Origin of the sequence: Paraburkholderia dinghuensis (assembly GCF_003837865.1) — a bacterium.
Classification (GTDB): domain Bacteria; phylum Pseudomonadota; class Gammaproteobacteria; order Burkholderiales; family Burkholderiaceae; genus Paraburkholderia; species Paraburkholderia dinghuensis.
This window is the reverse complement of record NZ_RQIS01000001.1, coordinates 131347-155323: the sequence shown is the minus strand read 5'-3', so window position 1 is coordinate 155323 and position 23977 is coordinate 131347. Positions and strand designations below refer to the sequence as shown.

Here is a 23977-nt window from a genome sequence, read left to right as displayed (position 1 = left end):
CCAACCGGTACGTGGCGTCGACGGCGGTGCGCTTCGCGCGCGACGCGACCTCCTCATCACAGGCACACCATGACCCTCATCGTGACCGGCGCGGCTGGCTTCATCGGCAGCAACATCGTCAAGGCGCTCAACGAGCGTGGCGAAAACCGCATCATCGCCGTCGACAATCTCACGCGCGCAGACAAGTTCAAGAATATCGTCGACTGCGAGATCGACGATTACATCGACAAGACCGAGTTCGTCGAGCGCTTCGCGCGCGGCGACTTCGGCAAGGTGCGCGCGGTGTTCCACGAAGGCGCCTGTTCGGACACGATGGAGACCGACGGCCGCTACATGATGGACAACAACTTCCGCTACAGCCGCGCGGTCCTCGACGCCTGCCTCGCGCAGCGCGCGCAGTTCCTGTATGCGTCGTCGGCGGCGGTCTACGGCGGGTCGACCCGCTTCGTCGAAGAGCGCGAAGTGGAAGCGCCGCTGAACGTCTACGGCTATTCGAAGTTCCTGTTCGACCAGGTGATTCGTCGCGTACTGCCCACCGCGCAGAGCCAGATCGCCGGTTTTCGCTACTTCAACGTCTACGGTCCGCGCGAAACGCACAAGGGGCGCATGGCGTCGGTGGCGTTTCACAACTTCAACCAGTTCCGTGCCGAAGGCCACGTGAAGCTTTTCGGCGAATACAACGGCTACGGGCCCGGCCAGCAGACGCGCGACTTCGTGTCGGTCGAGGACGTCGTGAAGGTCAACCTGTTTTTCTTCGATCACCCCGAGAAGAACGGCATCTTCAACCTCGGCAGCGGCCGTGCGCAGCCGTTCAACGATATCGCGAGCACCGTGGTCAACACATTGCGCGCGATGAAGGGCGAAGCGCCGCTCACGCTCGACGAGCAGGTGCAACACGGTCTGATCGAATACGTTCCGTTCCCCGACGCGTTGCGCGGCAAGTACCAGTGCTTCACCCAGGCCGATCAGACGAAGCTGCGTGCAGCCGGCTACGACGCACCGTTCCTGACGGTTCAGGAAGGCGTCGATCGCTACGTACGTTGGCTGTCTGGCCAGGTGTAATTCGAAGCCGCAACTTTCTAAACTGGACTCTCCCTGCCGGCGATGGTCGTCGGCAGGCGGTTTCAAGGGAGATCCAGCATGTTCAGGAAACTGCTCGCGGCAGCTCTGCTGCTTGCCGCATTCGGCCACGCGATCGCGGCGGTCGACGTCAATACGGCCAATGAAGACGCCCTGCGCGGCATCAAGGGCATCGGGCCCGCCAAGGCCAAAGCCATCCTCGACGAGCGCGAAGCGCACGGCCCATTCAAGGATTCCGCCGACCTCGGCAAGCGCGTGAAGGGCATGGGCGGCCATACGGTCGAACGTCTGCAGACCGAAGGATTGTCGGTCGGGCCGGCAAACACGCAAGCCGGCCAGAGTGGTCCGAGCGACCCGATAACGCAGACGGCGCAGGCGAAGACACCGCCACCCGGTCAACCCGCTACCACGGTGACGATCAAGAAGTAGTCCCGCGCCAGCACGTCCATTTCCGTCGGCCACTCACGGCGGTTATTCCGCGCGTGCCGGGGCCGTTCAACTATCCTTCAGGCGCCGCTTCTGCGGCGTTGACCCGCAGTCCGGGCTGCGGGTCTTTTTTGCGTGCTCGGCGCGGGCAGGGAATGTCACGCCGGGGCCACGCCGCGTGAGCGTCTGCGCTTACCCGGGCGCACCGGAAATGGCACAGTGGGCGTGCCGGGCGAGCACGTTACGGCCCTATGGCGGCAAGGGCTCATCGGCGCGGGCTCGCCGCGTGGTTTAGAATCGGTTCATCAGGTCAATCACATTAATGGCGCCGTGCCAGGCGCCGCGCGGAATCGCAATCAGCCATGTCATACAAAACCATCGAAGACACCATCGGCAATACGCCGCTCGTGCAACTCGTCCGTCTGCCGGACGATGAAATCCGCGCCCGTAACAACGTCGTCCTTGCCAAGCTGGAGGGCAACAATCCGGCGGGCTCGGTGAAGGACCGCCCGGCACTTTCGATGATCCGCAAGGCCGAAGAGCGCGGCCGCATCAAGCCGGGTGACACGCTGATCGAGGCGACGAGCGGCAACACGGGCATCGCGCTCGCGATGGCTGCAGCGATCCGCGGTTACAAGATGCTGCTGATCATGCCGGAGGACCTCTCGGTCGAGCGCCGCCAGAGCATGGCCGCCTATGGCGCGCAAATCCTGCTCACGCCTGTGAAGGGCGGCATGGAATACGCGCGTGATCTCGCTGAGCAGATGCAGCGCGACGGCAAAGGCATCATCCTCGATCAGTTCGCGAACCCCGACAATCCACTCGCGCATTACGAGGCCACCGGCCCTGAAATCTGGCGCGACACGGAGGGCCGCATCACGCACTTCGTTTCGTCGATGGGCACGACCGGCACGATCATGGGCGTGTCGCATTATCTGAAGGAACAGAATCCGGCTATCGAGATCGTCGGTGCGCAGCCGGAAGAGGGCTCGCGCATTCCGGGTATCCGCAAGTGGCCCGAGGCCTATCTGCCGAAGATTTTCGACCGTAGCCGAGTCGATCGTGTCGAGAACGTGAGCCAGGCCGCCGCCGAAACGATGGCGCGTCGTCTCGCTTCGGTCGAAGGTATTTTTGCGGGGATTTCATCGGGCGGGGCTTGCGAGGTGGCCATGCGTCTCGCGCGCCAGCTGGAGAATGCCACGATCGTGTTTATCGTCTGCGATCGCGGTGACCGCTATCTCTCGACGGGCGTGTTCCCGGCTTGAGGGACGCTATCGCGTGTGTATGGCGGATGCGGCCGCATGCACCTGTCGCACCCGCGCGTAATGTCGCGCGTCAGATCGAGTTAATCGGTCGGTGTGGGTGAGGCGGCACGTGGCCGCCTCCAGCGCACCCGTTACTGCTGGCCTGGCGCGGATGCCGGTGCCGGCGGCGGAGTCGCCCCGCCATTCGTAGCGCCGCTTCCGCCGCCTGGCTGCGTCGCCAGCATCTGCGCCTTGACGCGCTGACCCAGTTGATACACCGCGAGCGCGTAGAAGAAGCTGCGGTTATAGCGCGTGAGCACGTAGAAGTTCTTCAGCCCGAGCTTGTATTCGGTCGCGCGTCCCGGTGTCGGCAGATCGACGATCGTGACTGGCGTGCCCGCTTCGGCCACGATGTCCACACCCGGCTCGTTTAGCACGAGCCCCGAGCGCAGCAATTGTTCCAGCGGCCAATGCGGTTCGGGCGTTCCGTCCGCGGCGGCCTGTGCTATGCCCTGGCTGCCCGCGTCGGCAGCGATTCTCCACACCACCGGACGGCCCGACTCCCAGCCGTTCTGCTTCAGATAGTTCGCGACACTGCCGATCGCATCGGCTGCATTCGTGCGCAGGTCGATGTGATTGTCGCCGCTGAAGTCGACGGCGTATTGCACGATGCTGCTCGGCAGGAATTGCGGAATGCCGATTGCGCCCGTGTACGAGCCGAGCACCGACGTCGCGTCGATCTGCGCGTCGCGCGTCCACACCAGATAATCTTCAAGATTCTTGCGGAAGGTCACTTCGCGGTCGGCGCGGTTCGGCGTGTTCGGATAGTCGAACGCGAGCGTCGTGAGCGCGTCGAGCACGCGGAAGTTGCCCATGTAGCGCCCGTAGATCGTCTCGACACCGATGATGCCGACGATCACCTCCGGCGGCACGCCGAACTGGTCCGCCGCGCGCTGCAACGTGGCCTGGTTTTCGCGCCAGAACTTCACGCCCGCGTTGATGCGCACGGGATCGAGAAAGCGCGCCTGATACGCGCGCCAGTTCTTGATGCCCGGCGTGGGTGAGGGCGTGACGAGCTTAACTGCCGTCGCCGAGTAGCTCGCGCTCGCAAAGAGGGCATGCAGTGCGTTCGCGTCGAAGTCGTAGCGGGCCACCATGTCGTTGATGAATGCTTCGACGTCCGGGTTGTTCACGTAACGCTGAGGGACGATTTCCTCTTCGAACGTCTGTCCCTGCTGCGTGGGTGTTTGCGGTTGCGCCTGGGCGACGGTGAGCGGCGGGTGCTGCCGCGTTTGCGCCAATGCCACGTCGCTCATGGCCGGCAGCGCTGTGCTGCATGCGAGGGCGAGAATCGTGGTGCGCAGGCGGCCGGGGACTGACAGAACGGACTGGAGCGTCATGGGAAGCGGCGTGGTTCGAGCGAGGGTAGGTGAACCGGGGAAGTATACCCGAGCGTTTCGGCTGGAACGGAGGCATTTCGGGGCTGCGCGGCCCTGACAGAAAGGGCCGCTGTGGTAACGTGATGGCTGTGCGCGCAATCCGACGCGCCCCATGGATGGAGACACGCGGCGACGCATGTGCCGCGGCACGTACGACGACATATGACAACCGGATTTTTTTCGCACCCCGACTGCCTGCTGCACGAAATGGGCGAATGGCATCCCGAATGCCCGGCGCGCCTGCAAGCCATCGAAGATCAGCTGATTGCGAGCCGCATTGACATGTTGATCGAGCGCGACGAATCGGCGCCGCTCGCCGACGAATCGGCGCTATTGCGCGTGCATACGCAGGCGCATATCGACTTCGTCCGTAACACGTCCCCGGTGGAAGGCTACGCGGCGATCGACGCCGATACGTCGATGAATCCGCATACCTGGCAGGCTGCGTTGCGCGCCGCCGGCGCCGCGATCGCCGCCACCGACGCCGTGATCGAGGGCCGCTACGAGAACGCGTTCTGCGCCATCCGTCCGCCGGGCCACCACGCCGAGCCTGCGCGCGCCATGGGATTCTGTTTCTTCAACAACGTCGCCGTGGCGGCGCGGCATGCACTGGCAGTGCACGGTCTTTCGCGTGTCGCGGTCATCGACTTTGATGTACATCACGGAAATGGCACGGAAGCGGCTTTCGCGGGCGACTCTCGCGTCCTGATGTGCAGCATCTTCCAGCATCCGTTCTATCCGTTCTCGGGCGCAGACCAGGTGCCGCCGAACATGGTCAACGTGCCGTTGCCTGCGCGCACGAAGGGCATGGAAGTGCGCGAAGCGATCGATCTGCTGTGGCTGCCGCGTCTGCACGAATTCAAGCCGGAGATGGTGTTCATCTCGGCGGGCTTCGACGCGCACCGCGAGGACGATCTCGGCAACATGGGTCTCGTCGAGAACGACTTCGCGTGGATCACCGGGCAAATACGCGCGATCGCCGAGCGCTACGCCAAGGGGCGCATCGTGAGTTGCCTCGAGGGCGGCTACAACCTTTCCGCGCTCGCGCGAAGCGTGGTCGCGCATTTGCGTACGCTCGCCGACTTCTGAGCGCATCGCGTTCTGTGGCGTCGGCCTGGGCCCGTACATCCCCCTAATCGCCTCGCGCGTATCGCGTCCCTTCGTCAGGCGTGTCGCGCGACATTGTGCATAGACATTGAAGGAGATCTGACATGAGCGCTCACCCGTCCTCATCGGTCGTTGCCGACGCCGCCATGCCGCTCGTCGAACTGACGCACGACGCGTATGGCGTGCCCGGCGTCGTCCGGCTCACGCTGAATCGCCCCGATGCGTTCAACGCGCTCTCCGAGGCGCTCATCGATGCGCTACAGGAACACCTGAGCGCGCTTGCGTCGTCGTCGGCGCGCGTCGTTGTGATCGCGGGCGCCGGACGCGCCTTCTGCGCGGGACACGACCTCAAGGAAATGCGCGCGGCGCCGTCGCGCGACTACTACGTGCAACTCTTCGGGCGCTGCTCGAAGCTGATGCTGACGATCCAGAAAATGCCCCAGCCCGTGATTGCGCGCGTGCACGGCGTCGCGACCGCGGCCGGTTGCCAGCTCGTCGCGATGTGCGATCTTGCCGTCGCCGTCGATACCGCGCGTTTTGCCGTGTCGGGCATCAATCTCGGCTTGTTCTGCTCGACCCCCGCCGTGCCGCTCACGCGCAACGTCTCGCGCAAGGCGGCGTTCGAAATGCTGATGACGGGCGAGTTCATCGACGCCGCCGCCGCGCAGCGCGAGGGCCTCGTGAACCGCGTGGTCCCGCCCGACGAACTCGACGCCGCTGTGACCGCGCTCGCGGCGAGCATCTGCGCGAAGCCGCGCGAAGCGGTGCAGGCGGGCAAGGGACTTTTTTACCGGCAGCTCGAAATGGGCATCGAAGCCGCGTATCAACTGGCGGGCCAGACGATGGCCTGCAACATGATGACCGACCCCGCGCTCGACGGCGTGCAGGCGTTCATCGAGCGGCGCGGCACGAAGTAACGCGTTACCGACTGGCCGGTGCGCAGTGCGCGCCGACCCAGTCGATCATCGCGTCGATCACGCGCTTGCGGTCGAGGTCGTTCAGCGTCTCGTGATAGCTGCCCTCGTAGAGCATCAGCGTGCGGTCGGGCGAGCCTGCATGCGTGCCGAAGGCCCGGCTGCCGTCCGGCTCCGTGAGTTTGTCCTCGGTGCCGTGCCAGATCAGCAGTGGCACACGCAGCGATGCGCGTCCCGCTTCAATGCGCCGCATCGCTTCCAACACCTCGGCGCCTGTGCGTGCCGGGATTCCACCGTGATGGACGAGAGGATCGGCGCGGTTCGCGGCGACCACCGCCTCGTCGCGCGACAGCAGGGCCGCGTCGATCTTCATCGCCGGAAAGCGCGGGCACACCGCGCTGATCGCGCGGCTCGCAGCGATCATCCACGCGGGGACGTTGCGCCCGGGCGCGAGCGCGGGGCTCGACAGCAGCAAGCCCGCAAGCGGCACCCTGTCTCGTGGCGCGCGCTCGATGGCGTAGAGCGCGGCGATGGTGCCGCCCATGCTATGACCCATCAGGAACAGCGGCGTGGATTGCGGCGCGCATTTTGCACCAGCGTGCGCGACCAGCGCCTGCGCGTCTTCCAGATATTCGTCGAAACGCGTCACCCATGTGCGGCGGCCGCTCGCGTGGCCGTGACCGCGCAGATCGATCGCAAATACGTCGATGCCTGCCGCGTTCATGTCGGCCGCGAATGCCGCATAGCGTCCCGCGTGTTCCGCGAGGCCGTGCAGCAGCGCAATGGCTGCGCGCGGCGGCGTTGCGGTCGTGCGCCAGACGTAGAGGGGCAACGTGATGCCGTCGCGCGTGTGCAGCGTCGATGTTTCGGGTACCGCGGTTGGCTCGGTGTTGTGTACGGCAGCTTCGAACGGCGGGGTGGTCTCCATCATGTCTCTCCTCGTTCTCGTGTGTTTTTATCGGCTGGAGCGGACTGCCGCCCGATCATAGCGCCCACACCACGGCCGACGCGCCGCAGTAACCCTCTAATGCCGTTGGGTTATGAAGGCATCGGAATTGATTATTAAAATGAATTTAACGTGCCAGGGTAAAATCTGGGATCAAAATCAGACCAGCAACGGCGGCTGTCTGCTGGCGCGCGGCAGTTCCGGCACGTTCAATGTGACGTGCCCGGACGTGCGTGACGCCCGGCGCGCCCGCCGTTTCGTTTTTTCATGATCCAAATACGCAATGTGTCGCAACGCTTTGCCGGCCCACAAGGCTGGATCGAGGCGCTGCACAACGTCAATCTGACGATCCCCCCCGGCGAAGTGTTCGGCATCATCGGACGCAGCGGCGCGGGCAAGAGCACGCTCGTGCGCACCATCAACCTGCTCACGCGGCCCACCGAAGGCGACATCATCGTCAACGGTCGCACGCTCACGTCGCTCGCGCCAGCCGCGCTGCGCGAGGCGCGCCGTGAGATCGGCATGATCTTCCAGCACTTCAATCTGCTCTCGTCGCGCACCGTGTTCGACAACGTCGCGCTGCCGCTCGAACTCGCCGGCATGAAGCGCGCGCAGATCGAAGAGACGGTGCTGCCTTTGCTCGAACTCGTCGGGCTTGGTGCGCAGAAGGACCGCTATCCGTCGCAGATCAGCGGCGGGCAGAAGCAGCGCGTCGGCATCGCGCGCGCGCTCGCGAGCAAGCCGAAGGTGCTGCTCTCCGATGAAGCGACGTCCGCGCTCGACCCCGAAACGACGCGCGCGATCCTCGACCTGCTGCGCCGGATCAATCGCGAACTGAACCTGACGATCGTGATGATCACGCACCAGATGGAAGTGATCAAACAGGTCTGCGATCGCGTGGCCGTGCTCGATGCGGGTCGCCTCGTGGAGACCGGCCCCGTGATCGACGTGTTTCTGCAGCCGCGTCACGAGGTGACGCGCGCGCTCCTCGGCGACGTGATCGCACAGGAATTGCCCCCCGCGCTCAAGGCGCGCGTGGCCGAGCGCCTCGCGAAGGGCAGCGGCCATCTGCTTCGCCTCGCGTTCACGGGTACGGGTGTCGATGCGCCCGTGCTTTCGGAGACGATCCGTCGCTTCGAACTCGATTTCAACATCCTGCACGGCCAGATCGACGAGATCCAGGGGCAGGCGTTCGGCTCGCTCGCGGTGCTCGCGAGCGGCGATCCGGCGAAGGTGGCACAGGCCGTGGCCTGGTTGCGCGAGCAGGGCGTAGTGGTGGAGGAACTGTCCCATGTGGACTGAAATGTTCGACATGTTCGTCCAGTCGTTCTGGGAGACGCTCGTGATGGTGGGCATCTCGGGCGTCGTGGGCGCCGCCCTCGGTTTGCCGCTCGGCGTGCTGCTCTATCTGACCGACAGGGATGGTGTGCTCCAGAACCTCGCGGTGAACCGCGTGATGGGCGCGATCGTCAACGCAGTGCGCTCGACGCCGTTCATCATCCTGCTCGTCGCCGTGATTCCATTCACGCGCCTCGTGGTGGGCTCGTCGATCGGCACAGCCGCCGCCATCGTGCCGCTCACGATCGCGGCCGCGCCGTTCATCGCGCGTCTCGTCGAAACGGCGTTGCGCGAAGTCGACCGCGGTCTCATCGAAGCCGCGCTCGCCATGGGGGCGAGCACGCGCCAGATCGTCTTCAAGGTGCTGTTGCCCGAGGCGCTGCCTGGCGTCGTCGCGGGGCTGACGATCACGTTCATTTCGCTCGTCGGCTATTCGGCGATGGCGGGCGCGATCGGCGGCGGCGGTCTTGGCGACCTCGGCATCCGTTACGGGTATCAGCGCTTCGAACCGATGGTGATGCTGATCGTCGTCGTGATCCTGATCGTGTTCGTGCAGATCGTGCAGTCGTTCGGTGACTGGCTCGTGCGTCGCTTGAGCCATAAGTAGCACTACTAATATCGCGCTGTTTCGATAACTACAACGCAAGTCGGGGGTTTCGCATGCAACGTCGTTTCATCATCCGTATCGCCGCGGCGCTCGGTGCGGCAACGCTCTTCGCGTCGTTCGGCGCGCAGGCCGACGAGACCATCAAAGTGGGCGTAACGGGTGGGCCGCACGAGCAGGTGATGGAGGTGGTGAAGCAGGTCGCGGCGAAGAACGGCCTGACCATCAAGATCGTTGAGTTCTCCGACTACGTGCAGCCGAACGCGGCGCTCGCGGGCGGCGACCTCGACGCGAACAGCTACCAGCATCTGCCGTATCTGGATGCGCAGGTAAGGGATCGCAGCTACAAGCTTGTTCGTGTCGCCGATACGGTGACCTTCCCGATGGGCATCTACTCGAAGAAGGTCAAGTCGCTCACTGAACTGCCGCCTGGCGCGAAGATCGCAGTGCCCAATGATCCGACGAATGGCGGCCGGGCACTGCTGCTGCTGGAGAAGCAGGGCTTGATCAAGCTGCGCGCGGACGCGGGCCTGAAGGCGACGCCGCTCGACATCGTGGAAAACCCCAGGAAGCTGAAGATCGTCGAACTGGACGCGGCGCAGATCCCGCGCTCGCTTGCCGACGTCGATGCTGCCGCGATCAACACGAACTTCGCGATGGAAGCGGGCCTCAAGCCGAAGCAGGACGCGATTGCGATCGAGGACCCGAAGGGCCCGTACGTGAACATCATCGCAATCCGCGATGCCGACCGCAGCAAGCCGTGGGTGGCCAAGCTCGTAGCGGCTTACCGCTCGGCGGAAGTGAAGCAGTACATCGAGTCGAAATTCGGCGGCGCGGTGATCGCTGCGTGGTGATGCACCGAGCCACAGTTTTCAGTTTAGAGATATCAGTCGGAACCCGGACTTGAGCCCGGGTTGTCTCCGGCCTAAAATAGCACGACCGTTCACTATTGTCGATTCTCTGGCGCAGAAGCGGTATCGTGAAAAGTAATGGCGACAGACGCCTCCAGCGGGGCGCTCGTTATAATGTCGGCCAGGTTGACGTATTCGTAACTTCGGAGCATGTGAATGAAAGTCCTTGTGCCAGTTAAGCGCGTAGTCGATTACAACGTGAAAGTCCGCGTGAAGTCGGACGGTACGGGCGTCGATATCGCGAACGTGAAAATGTCGATGAACCCGTTCGACGAAATCGCAGTTGAGGAAGCGGTGCGCCTGAAAGAAGCAGGCGTGGCGACCGAAGTGATCGCCGTGTCGTGCGGCGTCGCGCAGGCGCAGGAAACGCTGCGTACGGCGCTGGCGATTGGCGCCGACCGCGCGATCCTCGTCGAATCGAATGAAGACCTGCAGCCGCTGGCTGTCGCGAAGCTGCTCAAGGCGCTGGTCGACAAGGAACAGCCGCAGCTCGTGATTCTCGGCAAGCAGGCCATCGACGACGATTCGAACCAGACCGGCCAGATGCTTGCCGCGCTCGCGAACCTGCCGCAAGCGACCTTCGCTTCGAAGGTCACGGTTGCCGATGGCAAGGCCACGGTTTCGCGTGAAATCGATGGCGGTGCAGAAACGTTGTCGCTGAAGCTGCCCGCAGTTGTCACGACCGATCTGCGCCTGAACGAGCCGCGCTACGTGACGCTGCCGAACATCATGAAGGCGAAGAAGAAGCCGCTGGAAACCGTCAAGCCGGAAGACCTCGGTGTGGACGTCACGCCGCGTCTGAAGACGCTGAAGGTTGCCGAGCCGCCGAAGCGTTCCGCAGGCGTGAAGGTGCCGGACGTGAAGACGCTGGTCGAGAAGCTGAAGACCGAAGCCAAGGTGCTGTGAGGAGCGAAGGAAAATGACGATTCTGGTAATTGCCGAACACGACAACGCATCGGTCAAGGCTGCAACGCTGAACACCGTGGCTGCCGCGCAGAAGATTGGCGGCGACGTGCATGTGCTGGTCGCGGGTCACAACGCGCAGGGTGCAGCGGACGCCGCTGCGAAGATCGCGGGCGTTTCGAAGGTGCTGCTGGCCGACGCGCCGCAACTCGAAGCGGGTCTCGCTGAAAACGTCGAAGCCACTGTGCTCGCGATCGCGAAGAACTACTCGCACATCCTCGCGCCGGCCACGGCTGCGGGCAAGAACGTTTCGCCGCGTATCGCCGCGAAGCTCGACGTCGCGCAGATCAGCGATATCACCGCGGTCGTTGGTGCTGATACGTTCGAGCGCCCGATCTACGCGGGCAACGCCATCGCTACGGTTCAATCGGCTGATCCGGTCAAGGTGATCACCGTGCGTACCACGGGATTCGATGCAGTGGCAGCAGAAGGCGGCAGCGCAGCGGTCGAGAAGATCGACGCAGCAGCCGACAGCGGTCTTTCCCAATTTGTGAGCCGCGAAGTCACGAAGCTGGACCGTCCGGAACTGACCAACGCGAAGATCATCGTGTCGGGCGGCCGTGGCCTCGGCAGCGGCGAAAACTACACGAAGGTGCTCGAGCCGCTGGCGGACAAGCTCGGCGCAGCGCTGGGCGCTTCGCGCGCGGCAGTGGACGCGGGCTACGTGCCGAACGATTTCCAGGTGGGTCAGACGGGCAAGATCGTCGCGCCGCAGCTTTATATCGCGGTCGGTATCTCGGGGGCGATCCAGCACCTCGCCGGTATGAAGGACTCGAAGGTCATCGTCGCGATCAACAAGGACGAAGAAGCACCGATCTTCAGCGTGGCCGACTATGGTCTCGTGGGCGATCTGTTCACGCTCGTGCCGGAGCTGGTCAAGGAACTCGGCTGATCGCCGGCGCTAATTGACGCCAATCGACGCGATGCGGACTGACCGCCTCGCGTCAGGCAAAACAGAAAGGGGCGCCGCGGCGCCCCTTTTTTTTCATCGTCCGAAATCAGGGAGCTGACATGTACAACGCACCAACGAATGACATGCTGTTCGTGATGAAGGAGCTGGCGGGCCTCGACGAAATTGCAGCGCTGCCGGGCTACGAAGACGCGACGCCGGAAACGGTTCAGGCCGTGCTCGGAGAAGCGTCGAAGCTGTGCGGTGAAGTGCTTGCGCCGCTGAATGCCGAAGGCGATCGCAACCCAAGCCGCTGGGACAATGGCAACGTGCGCGCGACACCGGGTTTCGCCGAGGCGTTTCGCCAGTTCGTCTCGGGGGGCTGGCAGGGCGTGCAGCATCCACAGGAGTACGAAGGACAGGGGCTGCCGAAACTCGTCGCGACCCCATGCATCGAGATGCTCAACGCGTCGAATTTGTCGTTCGCGCTGTGTCCGCTCTTGACCGACGGCGCGATAGAAGCGCTGCTTACCGCCGGAACGGAAGAGCAGAAGCGCCACTACGTGCCGCGCCTCATCGCCGGCGACTGGACCGGCACGATGAACCTGACCGAGCCGCAGGCCGGTTCCGATCTCGCAGCCGTGCGTACGCGGGCCGAGCCACAGGGCGACGGGACCTACAAGCTCTTCGGTACGAAGATCTTCATCACCTGGGGCGAGCATGACATGGCCGCCAACATCGTCCATCTCGTGCTCGCGCGCACGCCCGATGCGCCCGCGGGCGTGAAGGGCATTTCGCTCTTCATCGTGCCGAAGTTTCTCGTCAACGACGACGGCTCACTCGGCGCGCGCAACGACGTGCATTGCGTCTCGATCGAGCACAAGCTCGGCATCAAGGCGAGCCCCACAGCCGTGCTGCAGTTCGGTGACCATGGCGGCGCGATTGGCCAGCTCGTCGGCGAGGAGAATCGCGGACTCGAATACATGTTCATCATGATGAACGCCGCGCGTTTCGCGGTGGGCATGCAGGGCGTGGCCATGTCGGACCGTGCATACCAGAAGGCCGCCGCGTATGCGAAGGAGCGCGTGCAGAGCCGTCCGGTCGACGGTTCGTCGAAAGAGGCCGTCACGATCATTCATCACCCGGACGTGCGCCGCATGCTCTCGACGATGCGTGCGCTCACCGAGGCCTCGCGCGCGCTCGCGTATGTCGCGGCGGCGCAGAGCGATCTCGCGCGTCGTCACCCCGATGCGCAGATGCGGGCGATGCACGAGGCGCGCTATGAATACCTCGTGCCGATTGTGAAGGGTTGGAGCACCGAACTCTCGATCGACGTGACGAGCCTCGGCGTGCAGGTGCTTGGGGGCATGGGCTTCATCGAGGAAACGGGCGCTGCCCAGTTCTATCGCGACGCGCGCATCTTGCCGATCTACGAGGGCACGACGGCGATCCAGGCGAACGATCTCATCGGGCGAAAGACCCTGCGTGACGGCGGTGCGGCGGCGAAGGCACTGATCGCCGATATCGCGCGGACGGTTGCCGCGCTCGGTGCGCAGGACGGCGCGCCGTTCAAGTCGATGCAGAACCATCTCGCGCGCGGGCAGCAGGCGCTGGCGTCCGTGGTGGACTACGTCCTCGCGAACGCGAAAACCGATCCGAACGCGGTGTTCGCGGGCAGCGTGCTGTATCTGAAGCTGGCGGGCATCGTACTGGGCGGATGGCAGATGGCGCGGGCGATGTTGGCATCGGCACGTTTGAAGTCCGCGGATCCCGCGTTCCACGGCGCGAAGATCGCGACTGCGCAATTCTATGCGGAGCATGTCCTGCCGCAGGCGGTGGCGCTCGAAGCGGCAATCGTGAGTGCGAAGGGGGACGAGGGCGTGCTGGCGCTTTCGGCGGACCAGTTCTGATGCGCGTCCCACGAACGCAGAAATGAAAATCGGCACCCGAGGGTGCCGATTTCGCTTCCGACGTGCCGCAAGTGGCACGTAATGGCCGTGTTACGCGTAAGCCGGGCGAGGCGTGCCTTGGGTGTCGCCGAGGTAGCGGTGCACAGAGAGATCATCGGCCTTGATCGCGGGCTGCTTGCCCGAGATGAGATCGGCGAGCACCTGGCCAGAGCCGCACGACATCGTCCATCCGAGCGTGCCGTGGCCCGTGTTCAGGAACAGGTTCGACATCGGCGTGCGGCCGACCACGGGCGTGCCGTCCGGCGTCATCGGGCGCAGGCCGGTCCAGAAGGTGGCCTGGGTCGTATCACCGCCGCCCGGGAACAGGTCGTTCACGCACATTTCCAGCGTCTCGCGACGCGCGTCGCGCAGGTTAAGGTCGAAGCCTGCCACCTCGGCCATGCCGCCCACGCGGATGCGATCGTCGAAACGCGTGATCGCGATCTTGTAGGTTTCGTCGAGCACGGTCGAGACGGGCGCTGCGTCCGCGTTCACGATCGGCGCGGTGATCGAGTAGCCCTTGAGCGGATACACGGGGATCTTCACGACGTCCGCGAGCATCTTCGTCGAGTACGAGCCGAGCGCGACCACGTAGGCGTCTGCACGCACGAGTTCGCTGCCGCAATGCACGCCGGAGATGCGGTCGCCCGACACGGCGAGCCCGTCGATCGGCGTGTTGTAGCGAAACTTGACGCCAAGCTCCTCGGCCATCGCGGCGAGGCGCGTGGTGAACATCTGGCAGTCGCCGGTTTCGTCGCCGGGCAGACGCAGGCCGCCCGTCAGCTTGTGCGTGACTGCGGCGAGCGCCGGTTCGGCGCGCGCGAGTTCGGCGGGGCTGAGCAGTTCGTAGGGGACGTTCGCGTCCTCGAGCACTGCGATGTCCTTCGCCGCGCCATCGAATTGCTGCTGCGTGCGGAACACCTGGAGCGTGCCGCCCGTGCGACCTTCGTATTGGATGCCCGTGTCGGCGCGCAGCGCCTGCAGGCAGTCGCGGCTGTATTCGGCGAGGCGCACCATGCGGCCTTTGTTGATCGCATAGCGTTCGGCGGAGCAGTTCTGCAGCATTTGCCACATCCACTGCAACTGGAACTTCGTGCCGTCGAGACGGATCGCCAGCGGCGCGTGCTTCTGGAACATCCACTTGATCGCCTTGAGCGGGATGCCCGGCGCGGCCCACGGGGCGGCATAGCCTGGCGAGATCTGGCCCGCGTTGGCAAAGCTGGTTTCGAGCGCGGGGCCGGCTTCGCGGTCGATGACCGTTACTTCGTGACCCGCGCGAGCGAGGTACCAGGCACTCGCCACGCCGACCACACCACTGCCCAACACGACGACTCGCATAGCTGCTCCAATATTTATTGGTGGTTGATGCAAACCCGGGATGCAATCCCGGACGCTACCCCGCGAGCCCCGTCAAACAGCGGAAAAATGAGGTCAACACGGAGTGGCCAGTATTTGCAGCTATGCTATTGTTATATGTCCAGATTTTGTTATTGTATTTTTCAAATATTCAGGAAAAAAACATGAGAACGCAGCGCCAGCCGGTCCGCGCACTCGACCGGCTCGATCACCGCATCCTCAAGCTGCTTCAGGAGGACGGGCGCATGGCGATGAAGGACCTCGCCGAGCAGGTCGGACTCTCGGTCACGCCGTGCATCGAACGGGTCAAGCGCATGGAGCGGGACGGCGTCATCACGGGCTACTACGCGCGTGTGAATCCTTCGGTGCTCGGGGCCGCGCTGCTGGTGTTCGTCGAGATCACGCTCGACCACAAGAGCGGCAACATGTTCGATCAGTTCCGCCGCGAGGTGCAGAAGATTCCCGAGGTGCTCGAATGCCATCTGGTCTCGGGCGACTTCGACTATCTGATCAAGGCGCGCATCGGCGAGATGGCCGACTACCGCAAACTGCTCGGCGATATCCTGCTGCAGTTGCCGGGCGCCGTGCAGTCGAAGAGCTACGTCGTGATGGAAGAGATCAAGGAGACGCTGACGATTGCCGTCGGCGAGTGAGGGCACGCAGTCAGTCGTAGAGGCACATAGAGGACCGAAGAAGAGCGAGAAGTCCCCATTTTTCGGGCTCGACAAAGCGCGTTGATACTGTATATTTATACAGTATCAACGCGCTTTTTTGCATGCTCCCGTGAACGACTCCGATCGCGTACCGCACCACGATTCCGACACCTGGCAGACCGTCATGCCACCTGAACCCAGAAAGGGGCGAGGGGCTGTCACGAATCTGCAAGGGCGGTACGAAGTGGACCAGCGCGAGGCCTTCGACGACGGCTGGCAGCAGCTACCCGGCGAGGAGGAGGGCGGCGCGCCCGCGCTGCGCACGCAGGTTTTCGAAGAGCGCGCGAAGAGCATCCTCACGCGCAACCAGTCACCGGACATTCCGTTCAGTGTGTCGCTGAATCCCTATCGCGGCTGCGAGCATGGTTGTATTTACTGCTTTGCGCGGCCCACGCACAGCTATCTGGGGCTGTCGCCGGGACTCGATTTCGAAAGCCGCATTTACGCGAAGGTCAACGCACCGGAACTGCTCACGCGCGAGCTGTCGAAGCCCGCCTACGAGCCCGAGCCGATCGCGCTGGGTGTCAACACCGACGCATGGCAGCCCGTCGATCGTGACTTGCGTCTCACACGTGGCGTGATCGAAGTGCTGGCCGAGCGGCAGCATCCGTTTGCGGCTATCACGAAATCGTCGCTGATCGAGCGCGACCTCGACTTGCTCGTACCGATGGCGCAGCGTCAGCAGTTCATGGCGGCGATCACCATTACGACGCTCGATGCCGATATCGCCCGCACACTGGAGCCTCGCGCGGCGACACCTTCGCGGCGTCTGCGCACGATACGCACGCTTGCGCAGGCGGGCATTCCGGTCGGCGTGAGCATTGCGCCGGTGATTCCGTTCGTCACCGAGCCGGACATGGAACGCGTGCTCGAAGCCTGTGCCGAGGCGGGGGCGACGAGCGCGAGCTACATCGTGCTGCGTCTGCCGTGGGAGGTGGCACCGTTGTTCCGTCAGTGGCTTGCAGCGCATTTTCCGCAGCGCGCGGACCGCGTGATGAGCCGCGTGCGCGACATGCGCGGCGGCAAGGACTATGACGCGTCGTTTTCGCAGCGCATGAAAGGCACGGGCCTTTGGGCCGACCTGCTCAAGCAGCGCTTCCAGCAGGCCGTGAAGCGCCTCGGGCTGGACGCCCGGCCACAAGGCATCCTCGACATGTCGGCGTTCGTCGGCGCGAAGGTCGCGCGTGAGAAACCGCAGCTCGATCTTTTCTAGCTAGTGGTCACGCGCGTTACTGCGATAGCGCCTTCGCCGCTTCGACTTGCGATTCGAAATACGTCTGGAATGCGAGGGCGAGGCCCGTCATCAGAAGGAACGCGCCGATCAGCAGCGAGAAGATCACGACGAAAATGACAGCCCAACCGGAGCGGCTCTGGCGGCCAGCCTGGGCATTGAATTGAGCGTCCCACTTTGCGTCGGGCCGCAGGCCGTAGACGATCGCCGCCAGAAAAGCCACGAGCACGGACACGGCGCCGATCACCGCGAGCACCCAGCCTGGGATCGAGGCGCGTTCGGTGGCGACGAGCAGCATGACGCCGGGGATGCCGACGAGCGTGCCAATCACGTGTACCCAGCCCCAGACGTCGCGCGGGCCATAGAGATAGAAACGGTGTGCGCCGAGGCTGCCGAGAAAGAACGCGAGCGCGGCGGTCAGCGTTTTGGAGCGGAAACGCGCGGGATTATTTTCGTTGGACATGGGCGGGCGGATTCGTTGACAACGCAAGGGCGGTGACCGTCGGGCATTGTACGTCCCGACCGCGTGCGTCAGCAGTGGCGCACGTTCAGGGTTGAGGGAGCGGCGAGGGGCGAAGGATGCCGCTTACGGTTTGGTCCAGGTCACGCGATAGATCGCGCCTGCGTAATCGTCGCTGATGAGGAGCGAGCCGTCGGGTAACGGCTGTACATCGTCGGGGCGGCCCCATTCGGTTTCGTCGGGGTTGAGCCAGCCTTGCGCGAACACTTCCTGATGCGCGTTCGTCCCGTCGGCATTCGCCGTGATCCTGACGACGCGGTAGCCAACCTTCTTGCTGCGGTTCCACGAGCCGTGCTCAGCGATGAAAATGCTGTCCCGATACTCGGGCGGGAACATCGCGCCCGCGTAGAACCGCATGCCGAGCGAAGCGACATGCGCACCCAGCTTCGCGACTGGCGGCGTGAAGCCGCTGCACGGATGGCCCGCGCCAAACTCGGGATCCGCGACGTCGCCGCCGTGACAGTACGGGAAGCCGAAATCGAGCCCGACGCGCGCGAGGCGGTTGAGCTTGTCATCGGGGATATCGTCGCCCAGCATGTCGCGGCCGTTGTCGGTGAACCACAACTCGTGCGTCTGCGGATGCCACGCGAAACCCACGGTGTTGCGCACGCCGCGCGCGATCGTCTCGTAGTGGCTGCCGTCCGGATCCATGCGGCCGATCATGGCGTAGCGCGTACGTTGCGGGTCGCTCGACGGAAGGCACACGTTGCAGGGCGCACCTTGCGGCACGTAGAGCTTGCCATCCGGCCCGAACGCGATGAATTTCCATCCGTGGTGGCGCTCGGCGGGCAGCGAGTTGGTCACGACGACGGGTTTCGGCGGATCGTCGAGATGGGAGTCGATCGCGTCGAAGCGCAGGATCGACGAAACGGCCGAGACGTAGAGTGCGCCGTCGTGCCACGCGACACCCACCGGCATCTCCAGCCCCGAAGCGATCACACGGCGCCGCATGAGCTTGCCATCCCGCAGTTCGAGGGCGTAGACATGACCGTCCAGGCTCCCCACATAGAGGATGCCTCTAGGCGATAGCGTCATTTCGCGGGCTGCCGGAACGTCGTCCGAAAGCACTTCGATGTGGAAGCCGGGCGGCAACTGGATGCGCTCGATGGGCAGCGCTGCCCGGGCGACCGGAACCGCGAGCGCGAGAAGGGCGAGGGTGCGGGCGGCAAGGCGCGCGCCACATGTCAGAATATCGGGGCGAGACGCGCGAAAGCCCCCGCTAGCGAGGCCGACGTGCGTCGAATACGGGGATCGATCACAGGGCCACGCGCCTATGATGCCCCGCAGCCGCTCGCGCACCCGTTCAAATGGCCGCTGCAGCGCAGAGGGAACCTGCCCGGACCGGCCGCGGGCCGGGGATCGATCGCCATTCATCGCGCTTTTCCTCCTGGGTCCTTCCGGGTTCCCAGTTAAGTGTTTGTTATGGCTTCGGTTTCGGGCTATAATCGCGTGTTTCAGTGGTTCCGAACGGTTCCAAACTCTCCGGTTTTCAAGGATTCTAGTATGGTCATCATCCGTCTGGCACGCGGCGGCTCGAAGAAGCGCCCGTTCTACAACATCGTCGCAACCGATTCGCGCAACCGTCGCGACGGCCGTTTCATCGAACGCGTGGGCTTCTACAACCCGGTCGCGACCAAGGGTGAAACGCTGCGTATCGCGCAAGATCGCGTGACGTACTGGCAAGGCGTTGGCGCACAACTGTCGCCGGCCGTCGAGCGTCTCGTGAAGGAATCGCAAAAGGCTACGGCTGCTGCGTAAGCAGTGGTTGTCCCTTTCGTCGATTTTCGTCGCCAGGTTGGCCCGCGTGCGCGCAGCATGAGCCGCGTATGCGTGTCCCTTTGGCGGCGTGATTGAAGCAAGAGCTGTGAAGCATAAGCTGGCTGCGAGGTTCGCCGATGCATGACGACGCAAAAGCGGACGCCCCGGCGGCCAGCAAGCCGCGCAAGGGTGCGGCTGACGGTGCCGCGCCGTCCGCTGTTCCTTCCTTCGGTGCTTTCGTGCGCAAGCCTGCGCGCGCGAGCGCGGCAGGCGCGGCGACCGCAACGAATAAAGCGGCCGCGGCCGAAAGCCTGCGCCCCGAAACCGAGGTGAGCTTTCCCGCAGATGCGGTCGAAGTTGGCGCCGTGATCGACGCCTATGGTCTCAAGGGTTGGGTGAAAGTCGCGCCGCACGCTCAGGGCGGTGGTGCGTTGCTCTCGGCGAAACGCTGGTGGCTCGTCAAGGGCCACGGGCGCCAGTCGTCGGTGCGGCTCGCCGCGAAGGTGCACGGCGACAGCGTCGTCGGACAACTGGCCGGTGTAGACGACCGCGACGCGGCTTTGCTCCTGCGCGGTTCCCGCATTTACGTGAGCCGCGCCGAATTCCCGGCTCCCGCGGCTGACGAATATTACTGGGTCGACCTGATGGGGCTCGACGTCGCCAATGAGGCGGGCGTCGAACTCGGCAAGGTCGCCGACCTGATCGATAACGGCGCGCAGTCGGTGTTGCGCGTTGAGTATCCGTCGACGGACAAGGACGGCAAGCCGACCACCGGCGAGCGGCTGATCCCGTTCGTCGGCGTTTTCGTCAAGACGGTGGACCTGGCGGCGAAGCGCATCGTCGTCGACTGGGAAGCCGACTACTGAGCGCATGTTCACGGTACTGAGCGCGTTTTCACGTTTTACAGAATGGAGAGGGCGATGCAGTTCGATGTCGTGACGCTCTTTCCCGAGATGTTCGGCGCGCTGACCGACTGGGGTATCACCAGCCGGGCGGCGAAGCAGCAGCGCTACACGCTGCGCACGTGGAATCCGCGAGATTTCACAACCGACAACTACCGCACGATCGACGACCGCCCTTACGGCGGCGGCCCCGGCATGGTGATGCTGGCGAGGCCGCTGGAAGACGCGATCGGCGCAGCGAAGGCAGCGCAGACGCAGGCGGGCTTGCCCGCTCCGCGCGTGCTGCTGATGTCGCCGCAAGGCAAGCCGCTCACGCACGAACGCGTGATGCAGTTCGCACAGGAGCCCGGTCTCGTGTTGCTGTGCGGTCGTTACGAAGCGATCGACCAGCGTCTGGTGGACCGTTGCGTGGACGAGGAAGTCAGTCTCGGCGACTTCGTGCTGTCGGGCGGCGAATTGCCGGCGATGGCACTGATGGACGCTGTGGTGCGTCAGTTGCCGGGCGTGTTGAACGATGCGCAATCGGCCGTGCAGGATAGTTTCGTCGACGGTCTGCTCGACTGTCCGCATTACACGCGTCCCGAGGAATACGACGGCGTGCGCGTGCCCGATGTGCTGCTCGGCGGCCATCATGCGGAAATCGAGAAGTGGCGCCGTCGCGAGGCGCTGCGCAATACGTGGAACAAGCGGCCCGATCTGATCGCGCGGGCCAGAAAGAGCAAGATGTTGAGCCGTGCCGATGAGGCATGGCTTGCTAGTCTCGCGAAGGGTACGAGCGAAGCCTGACGTTACGTCGTGCTTCGAACGGGCGCGCGGCGAGGCGCAAAAGGCGGTGCCGCTTCATGCGTGAACGGCGCCAGTTGTGAATCCATCCTCTATCGGGGCCGTAGTTGCTGGAGAAATTCAGCACAGGTACGAACGCCGACACGATGGCTTTAGGAGTTAATCCATGAACCTGATTGCAAAGCTTGAACAGGAAGAAATCCAGCGCGTGCTGGGCGAGAAGACCATCCCCGAATTCGCCCCCGGCGATACGGTGATCGTCAACGTGAACGTGGTTGAAGGTAACCGCAAGCGCGTTCAGGCGTACGAAGGTGTCGTGATCGCAAAGCGTAACCGCGGTCTGAACTCGTCGTTCATCGTGCGCAAGATCTCGTCGGGTGAAGGCGTCGAGCGTACGTTCCAGACGTACTCGCCGCTGCTCGCCAGCATCGTCGTGAAGCGTCGCGGTGACGTTCGTCGCGCGAAGCTCTACTACCTGCGCAACCTGTCGGGCAAGAAGGCTCGTATCAAGGAAAAGCTGGTGTCGAAAGACCGCGCAGCAGCTCCGGTCGAGCAGGCGTAAAAGCTGTAAGAAAAAGCACCCTCCGGGGTGCTTTTTTTATTTTCGACGCAAAATAATCGCTGTGCAGGGCCGTGCGCGCCCCCTGGCACCCCCGTGCACCCCGATGGTGGCGGTTCGTCGGCGTGATTCGCACCAGCGTGCGCTTGCATTTTGAGATTTCCGTTGATCCGTCCAGTTTTTGAACCCGAAAGCCTGCCGATCGAATCGACCGGCGCCAGTCTGCCCGTCGTTGCGGCCGAACGGCTCACGCCAGAGGGTCTGCGCGCGCGCTTCACACAGCGCCTGCCGTGGGATCCCGAGCCGCAGGAATCGAGGCTCACCACCGACATGCGCGATCCGCGTAATGCTGCGGTGCTGATGCCGCTAGCGATGCGCGAGTCCGGTCTGACCGTGCTGCTTACCCAGCGCGCCGACAACCTCAGCAACCATGCCGGCCAGGTGAGCTTTCCGGGCGGTAGCGTCGAGCCCGTCGATCCGACGCCCATCGCCGCGGCGTTGCGCGAGGCGCACGAGGAAGTGAACCTCGACCCGGCGCGCGTCGAAGTGCTGGGCGCGTTGCCCGACTATTTGACCGGTACGGGCTTCCGTGTGACGCCGGTGGTCGGCCTCGTGCACGAACCGTTCAGCCTCGCCGCCGATGCTCTCGAAGTGGCCGATATCTTCGAAGTGCCGCTGAGCTTCTTGATGAACCCTGCACATCATCAGGTGCGTCTGCTGCGCTGGGAGGGCGGCGAGCGTCGTTTCTTCGCGATGCCGTATTCCGGGTCAGGTGCGAGCGGCGTTGCGGCGTCGCATTTTATCTGGGGCGCGACGGCGGGCATGTTGCGCAATTTCTATCGTTTTCTGTTGGCGTGAACTACGCCACGAACGCGAGTGCCGCGTGAAGCATATGCTTCACGGTGTTGTACGTTTGCCTCCCCCTGCTCAGGCACATCTGGCCCTGTGATATCGTTGCAAAAATTCCATAAACACGTACCACACGGCGCGTCGCATGACCTTCTTCTCCGTATTGCTTGCTCTCGTCATTGAACAGGTACGGGCGCTTTCGCCGAACAACCCCGTGATGGCGCTCGTGCGCCTCAATGCGGAATGGGCCGCGCACGGTTTCGACGCCGGCAAGCAAAAGCACGGATTGATTGCCTGGCTCGTTGTCGTGGTGCCGTGGACGCTCGCCACGGCGCTCGTCTACTACGTGCTCTACCACATCAGCTTCGTGCTGGCGTTTCTGTGGAACGTGGTGGTGGTGTACTTCACGCTCGGCTTCAGGCAGTTCAGCCACTATTTCACCGACATCCACCTCGCGCTGAATAACGACGATGCGCCGCGTGCCCGCGAAATCCTGCACGAGTGGTCCGGCATGGAGACGGCCGACATGCCCGTCAGCGAGATCGTGCGTCACACGCTGATTCATGCGGTGGTGGCGTCGCATCGGCACGTCTTCGGCGTGTTCTTCTGGTTCCTCGTGCCGATCGGTCCGGCCGGCGCCGTGCTGTACCGCATCGCCGAGTACCTTGCGCGCGAATGGTCACGTCCCGCAAACGAACGCAGCGAGCCGTTCTCGAACTTCGCGCAGCAGGTGTTCTTCGTGATCGACTGGGTGCCCGCGCGCCTCACGTCGCTCGGCTTTGCGATCGTGGGCAACTTCGAGGACGCGATCTACGCCTGGCGCAATCACGCGAACCAGTGGCCCGACACCAATGAAGGCGTGCTGCTCGCCGCAGGCAGCGGCGCGCTCGGCGCGCGCCTGTCGGGTCCGCTTGCCGAGCCGTCGAGCCTCGACGCGCTCGCCACGCCGGGCGACGGCGGCCCCTATACGGTCGGCGACGACTGCACGCCCCGCACGCTCCAGTCCGCCGTGGGCCTCGTGTGGCGTGCGGTGATTCTGTGGATGATCCTGCTGCTCATGCTCACGATCGCCTTGTGGCTCTGAGTGTCGTCGCCCTACGCGGCATCAACGGCTTCAATGCAAAACGGCCCGCTTCGCGCGGGCCGTTTTGCATCGTGCATCGTCATTCATCGCGCACATCGCGCTCGTGCCCGCATTGCCAGCAAACTGTAAATTGCGCCTCCAGCGTCTCGCCGCAGTGCGGGCAACGCCACGATGGCGCACCGGCGGGCGGGCCGCTCCGCGCTTCGTCGATGAGACGCCGCGCCAGCTTCTCGTCGCGCTCGTCGACAAGCCACAGCTCGGGCGCGCACTGCTCGGCGGGGATCTCGCCCATCGCGCCGCTCAGGTAGCGGTTGTGCAGCTCGCACGGAACGCCCGCAGTGGCGAGGATGTTCATCCAGTGCTGGGCGACCAGCAGGTTCGGTGCGCGGACGAGCCTGATCATGGTGTTTGC

At 64.1% G+C, this 23977-nt stretch carries 26 protein-coding genes; 20 read left to right on the top strand and 6 right to left on the bottom strand.

Features of this window, described 5'->3' with window-relative positions; all coding sequences use genetic code 11:
* Positions 1–69: 69 nt before the first annotated feature.
* From rfaD to cysM, 3 genes are all read left to right on the top strand, one after another.
* Positions 70–1062 (top strand): ADP-glyceromanno-heptose 6-epimerase, encoded by a 993-nt coding sequence (gene rfaD, locus D1Y85_RS00755; RefSeq protein WP_124149120.1) that lies wholly within the window; start codon positions 70–72, stop codon positions 1060–1062.
* A gap of 78 nt (positions 1063–1140) precedes the next feature.
* Complete coding sequence (locus D1Y85_RS00750) at positions 1141–1509, top strand: ComEA family DNA-binding protein (protein ID WP_124149119.1); 369 nt, start codon at positions 1141–1143, stop codon at positions 1507–1509.
* A gap of 359 nt (positions 1510–1868) precedes the next feature.
* Positions 1869–2771: a cysteine synthase CysM gene (gene cysM / locus D1Y85_RS00745; protein WP_124149118.1), complete on the top strand. Its 903-nt coding sequence runs from the start codon at positions 1869–1871 to the stop codon at positions 2769–2771.
* Between the two features lie 131 nt (positions 2772–2902).
* Here the strand turns inward: cysM and mltB are convergent, their stop codons facing one another.
* Positions 2903–4066 carry a lytic murein transglycosylase B gene (mltB, locus tag D1Y85_RS00740; protein WP_425466869.1) on the bottom strand — a complete coding sequence of 388 codons (1164 nt, stop codon included), beginning with the start codon at positions 4064–4066 and terminating at the stop codon, positions 2903–2905.
* A gap of 285 nt (positions 4067–4351) precedes the next feature.
* Between mltB and D1Y85_RS00735 the strand changes: the two genes are divergently transcribed.
* Together D1Y85_RS00735 and D1Y85_RS00730 are read left to right on the top strand one after the other, a co-directional pair.
* Complete coding sequence (locus D1Y85_RS00735) at positions 4352–5278, top strand: histone deacetylase family protein (protein ID WP_124149116.1); 927 nt, start codon at positions 4352–4354, stop codon at positions 5276–5278.
* A gap of 122 nt (positions 5279–5400) precedes the next feature.
* Complete coding sequence (locus D1Y85_RS00730) at positions 5401–6213, top strand: enoyl-CoA hydratase (RefSeq protein ID WP_124149115.1); 813 nt, start codon at positions 5401–5403, stop codon at positions 6211–6213.
* A 4-nt stretch (positions 6214–6217) separates the two neighbouring features.
* Here D1Y85_RS00730 and D1Y85_RS00725 read toward each other — a convergent pair whose 3' ends face one another.
* The gene (locus D1Y85_RS00725; protein ID WP_246024747.1) at positions 6218–7066 is read right to left on the bottom strand and encodes an alpha/beta hydrolase; all 849 of its coding nucleotides are present in this window, start codon (positions 7064–7066) and stop codon (positions 6218–6220) included.
* Positions 7067–7250: 184 nt separating this feature from the next.
* Here D1Y85_RS00725 and D1Y85_RS26910 point away from each other — a divergent pair, with 184 nt between their 5' ends.
* The 7 genes from D1Y85_RS26910 to D1Y85_RS00695 all read left to right on the top strand — a co-directional run bounded on the left by D1Y85_RS26910 (position 7251) and on the right by D1Y85_RS00695 (position 13771).
* Positions 7251–7427, top strand: coding sequence for a hypothetical protein (locus tag D1Y85_RS26910; protein ID WP_185218868.1), 177 nt, complete (start codon positions 7251–7253; stop codon positions 7425–7427).
* A complete protein-coding gene (locus tag D1Y85_RS00720; protein ID WP_124149114.1) occupies positions 7424–8458 on the top strand; it encodes a methionine ABC transporter ATP-binding protein in 1035 nt (344 codons plus the stop codon). The genes D1Y85_RS26910 and D1Y85_RS00720 overlap by 4 nt, the downstream gene beginning before the upstream one ends.
* Complete coding sequence (locus tag D1Y85_RS00715; RefSeq protein WP_124149113.1) at positions 8448–9101, top strand: methionine ABC transporter permease; 654 nt, start codon at positions 8448–8450, stop codon at positions 9099–9101. Before D1Y85_RS00720 ends, D1Y85_RS00715 begins: the two co-directional genes overlap by 11 nt.
* Positions 9102–9154: 53 nt before the next feature.
* Positions 9155–9952 (top strand): MetQ/NlpA family ABC transporter substrate-binding protein, encoded by a 798-nt coding sequence (locus D1Y85_RS00710; protein ID WP_124149112.1) that lies wholly within the window; start codon positions 9155–9157, stop codon positions 9950–9952.
* Between the two features lie 213 nt (positions 9953–10165).
* Positions 10166–10915: an electron transfer flavoprotein subunit beta/FixA family protein gene (locus tag D1Y85_RS00705; RefSeq protein ID WP_124149111.1), complete on the top strand. Its 750-nt coding sequence runs from the start codon at positions 10166–10168 to the stop codon at positions 10913–10915.
* A 13-nt stretch (positions 10916–10928) separates the two neighbouring features.
* The gene (locus D1Y85_RS00700; RefSeq protein WP_124149110.1) at positions 10929–11864 is read left to right on the top strand and encodes an electron transfer flavoprotein subunit alpha/FixB family protein; all 936 of its coding nucleotides are present in this window, start codon (positions 10929–10931) and stop codon (positions 11862–11864) included.
* A 119-nt stretch (positions 11865–11983) separates the two neighbouring features.
* A complete protein-coding gene (locus tag D1Y85_RS00695) occupies positions 11984–13771 on the top strand; it encodes an acyl-CoA dehydrogenase (RefSeq protein WP_124149109.1) in 1788 nt (595 codons plus the stop codon).
* Between the two features lie 90 nt (positions 13772–13861).
* Here D1Y85_RS00695 and D1Y85_RS00690 read toward each other — a convergent pair whose 3' ends face one another.
* Complete coding sequence (locus tag D1Y85_RS00690) at positions 13862–15148, bottom strand: D-amino acid dehydrogenase (RefSeq protein ID WP_124149108.1); 1287 nt, start codon at positions 15146–15148, stop codon at positions 13862–13864.
* Between the two features lie 182 nt (positions 15149–15330).
* Between D1Y85_RS00690 and D1Y85_RS00685 the strand changes: the two genes are divergently transcribed.
* Complete coding sequence (locus D1Y85_RS00685) at positions 15331–15819, top strand: Lrp/AsnC ligand binding domain-containing protein (RefSeq protein WP_028212875.1); 489 nt, start codon at positions 15331–15333, stop codon at positions 15817–15819.
* A gap of 184 nt (positions 15820–16003) precedes the next feature.
* The gene (locus tag D1Y85_RS00680; RefSeq protein ID WP_124149517.1) at positions 16004–17092 is read left to right on the top strand and encodes a PA0069 family radical SAM protein; all 1089 of its coding nucleotides are present in this window, start codon (positions 16004–16006) and stop codon (positions 17090–17092) included.
* Between the two features lie 16 nt (positions 17093–17108).
* On the opposite strand, the gene D1Y85_RS00675 is transcribed toward D1Y85_RS00680, so the two are convergent.
* Both D1Y85_RS00675 and D1Y85_RS00670 read right to left on the bottom strand, forming a co-directional pair.
* On the bottom strand, positions 17109–17573 hold the full coding sequence (locus D1Y85_RS00675; protein WP_124149107.1) for an NINE protein: 465 nt from the start codon (positions 17571–17573) through the stop codon (positions 17109–17111).
* A gap of 123 nt (positions 17574–17696) precedes the next feature.
* A complete protein-coding gene (locus D1Y85_RS00670) occupies positions 17697–19004 on the bottom strand; it encodes a PQQ-dependent sugar dehydrogenase (protein WP_124149106.1) in 1308 nt (435 codons plus the stop codon).
* Positions 19005–19133: 129 nt separating this feature from the next.
* Between D1Y85_RS00670 and rpsP the strand changes: the two genes are divergently transcribed.
* From rpsP to D1Y85_RS00640, 6 genes are all read left to right on the top strand, one after another.
* Positions 19134–19388 (top strand): 30S ribosomal protein S16, encoded by a 255-nt coding sequence (gene rpsP, locus D1Y85_RS00665; RefSeq protein ID WP_124149105.1) that lies wholly within the window; start codon positions 19134–19136, stop codon positions 19386–19388.
* A 137-nt stretch (positions 19389–19525) separates the two neighbouring features.
* Positions 19526–20254 carry a ribosome maturation factor RimM gene (rimM, locus tag D1Y85_RS00660; RefSeq protein ID WP_124149104.1) on the top strand — a complete coding sequence of 243 codons (729 nt, stop codon included), beginning with the start codon at positions 19526–19528 and terminating at the stop codon, positions 20252–20254.
* Positions 20255–20308: 54 nt separating this feature from the next.
* Positions 20309–21076 (top strand): tRNA (guanosine(37)-N1)-methyltransferase TrmD, encoded by a 768-nt coding sequence (trmD, locus tag D1Y85_RS00655; RefSeq protein WP_124149103.1) that lies wholly within the window; start codon positions 20309–20311, stop codon positions 21074–21076.
* A 163-nt stretch (positions 21077–21239) separates the two neighbouring features.
* Positions 21240–21635 carry a 50S ribosomal protein L19 gene (rplS, locus tag D1Y85_RS00650; RefSeq protein WP_124149102.1) on the top strand — a complete coding sequence of 132 codons (396 nt, stop codon included), beginning with the start codon at positions 21240–21242 and terminating at the stop codon, positions 21633–21635.
* 162 nt (positions 21636–21797) lie between these two features.
* Entirely contained in the window at positions 21798–22490 is a 693-nt protein-coding gene (locus D1Y85_RS00645; RefSeq protein WP_124149101.1) for a CoA pyrophosphatase, read from the top strand.
* A gap of 136 nt (positions 22491–22626) precedes the next feature.
* Positions 22627–23565, top strand: coding sequence for a CobD/CbiB family protein (locus tag D1Y85_RS00640; RefSeq protein WP_124149100.1), 939 nt, complete (start codon positions 22627–22629; stop codon positions 23563–23565).
* A gap of 79 nt (positions 23566–23644) precedes the next feature.
* Here D1Y85_RS00640 and D1Y85_RS00635 read toward each other — a convergent pair whose 3' ends face one another.
* Entirely contained in the window at positions 23645–23968 is a 324-nt protein-coding gene (locus tag D1Y85_RS00635; protein ID WP_124149099.1) for a putative signal transducing protein, read from the bottom strand.
* Between the last annotated feature and the right edge of the window lie 9 nt (positions 23969–23977).

Excerpts from the sequence above, each read along its gene's own strand:
- D1Y85_RS00690 (WP_124149108.1), bottom strand. The coding sequence starts at position 15,148 with ATGCGAGTCGTCGTGTTGGGCAGTGGTGTGGTCGGCGTGGCGAGTGCC.
- rpsP (WP_124149105.1), top strand. The coding sequence starts at position 19,134 with ATGGTCATCATCCGTCTGGCACGCGGCGGCTCGAAGAAGCGCCCGTTC.
- D1Y85_RS00720 (WP_124149114.1), top strand. The coding sequence starts at position 7,424 with ATGATCCAAATACGCAATGTGTCGCAACGCTTTGCCGGCCCACAAGGC.
- D1Y85_RS00750 (WP_124149119.1), top strand. The coding sequence starts at position 1,141 with ATGTTCAGGAAACTGCTCGCGGCAGCTCTGCTGCTTGCCGCATTCGGC.
- D1Y85_RS00640 (WP_124149100.1), top strand. The coding sequence starts at position 22,627 with ATGACCTTCTTCTCCGTATTGCTTGCTCTCGTCATTGAACAGGTACGG.
- rplS (WP_124149102.1), top strand. The coding sequence starts at position 21,240 with ATGAACCTGATTGCAAAGCTTGAACAGGAAGAAATCCAGCGCGTGCTG.
- D1Y85_RS00735 (WP_124149116.1), top strand. The coding sequence starts at position 4,352 with ATGACAACCGGATTTTTTTCGCACCCCGACTGCCTGCTGCACGAAATG.
- D1Y85_RS00705 (WP_124149111.1), top strand. The coding sequence starts at position 10,166 with ATGAAAGTCCTTGTGCCAGTTAAGCGCGTAGTCGATTACAACGTGAAA.
- D1Y85_RS00675 (WP_124149107.1), bottom strand. The coding sequence starts at position 17,573 with ATGTCCAACGAAAATAATCCCGCGCGTTTCCGCTCCAAAACGCTGACC.
- trmD (WP_124149103.1), top strand. The coding sequence starts at position 20,309 with ATGCAGTTCGATGTCGTGACGCTCTTTCCCGAGATGTTCGGCGCGCTG.
- D1Y85_RS00715 (WP_124149113.1), top strand. The coding sequence starts at position 8,448 with ATGTGGACTGAAATGTTCGACATGTTCGTCCAGTCGTTCTGGGAGACG.
- D1Y85_RS26910 (WP_185218868.1), top strand. The coding sequence starts at position 7,251 with ATGAAGGCATCGGAATTGATTATTAAAATGAATTTAACGTGCCAGGGT.
- D1Y85_RS00635 (WP_124149099.1), bottom strand. The coding sequence starts at position 23,968 with ATGATCAGGCTCGTCCGCGCACCGAACCTGCTGGTCGCCCAGCACTGG.
- D1Y85_RS00670 (WP_124149106.1), bottom strand. The coding sequence starts at position 19,004 with ATGAATGGCGATCGATCCCCGGCCCGCGGCCGGTCCGGGCAGGTTCCC.
- cysM (WP_124149118.1), top strand. The coding sequence starts at position 1,869 with ATGTCATACAAAACCATCGAAGACACCATCGGCAATACGCCGCTCGTG.
- rfaD (WP_124149120.1), top strand. The coding sequence starts at position 70 with ATGACCCTCATCGTGACCGGCGCGGCTGGCTTCATCGGCAGCAACATC.
- rimM (WP_124149104.1), top strand. The coding sequence starts at position 19,526 with ATGCATGACGACGCAAAAGCGGACGCCCCGGCGGCCAGCAAGCCGCGC.
- D1Y85_RS00710 (WP_124149112.1), top strand. The coding sequence starts at position 9,155 with ATGCAACGTCGTTTCATCATCCGTATCGCCGCGGCGCTCGGTGCGGCA.
- D1Y85_RS00685 (WP_028212875.1), top strand. The coding sequence starts at position 15,331 with ATGAGAACGCAGCGCCAGCCGGTCCGCGCACTCGACCGGCTCGATCAC.
- D1Y85_RS00695 (WP_124149109.1), top strand. The coding sequence starts at position 11,984 with ATGTACAACGCACCAACGAATGACATGCTGTTCGTGATGAAGGAGCTG.
- D1Y85_RS00700 (WP_124149110.1), top strand. The coding sequence starts at position 10,929 with ATGACGATTCTGGTAATTGCCGAACACGACAACGCATCGGTCAAGGCT.
- D1Y85_RS00730 (WP_124149115.1), top strand. The coding sequence starts at position 5,401 with ATGAGCGCTCACCCGTCCTCATCGGTCGTTGCCGACGCCGCCATGCCG.
- mltB (WP_425466869.1), bottom strand. The coding sequence starts at position 4,066 with ATGAGCGACGTGGCATTGGCGCAAACGCGGCAGCACCCGCCGCTCACC.
- D1Y85_RS00680 (WP_124149517.1), top strand. The coding sequence starts at position 16,004 with ATGCCACCTGAACCCAGAAAGGGGCGAGGGGCTGTCACGAATCTGCAA.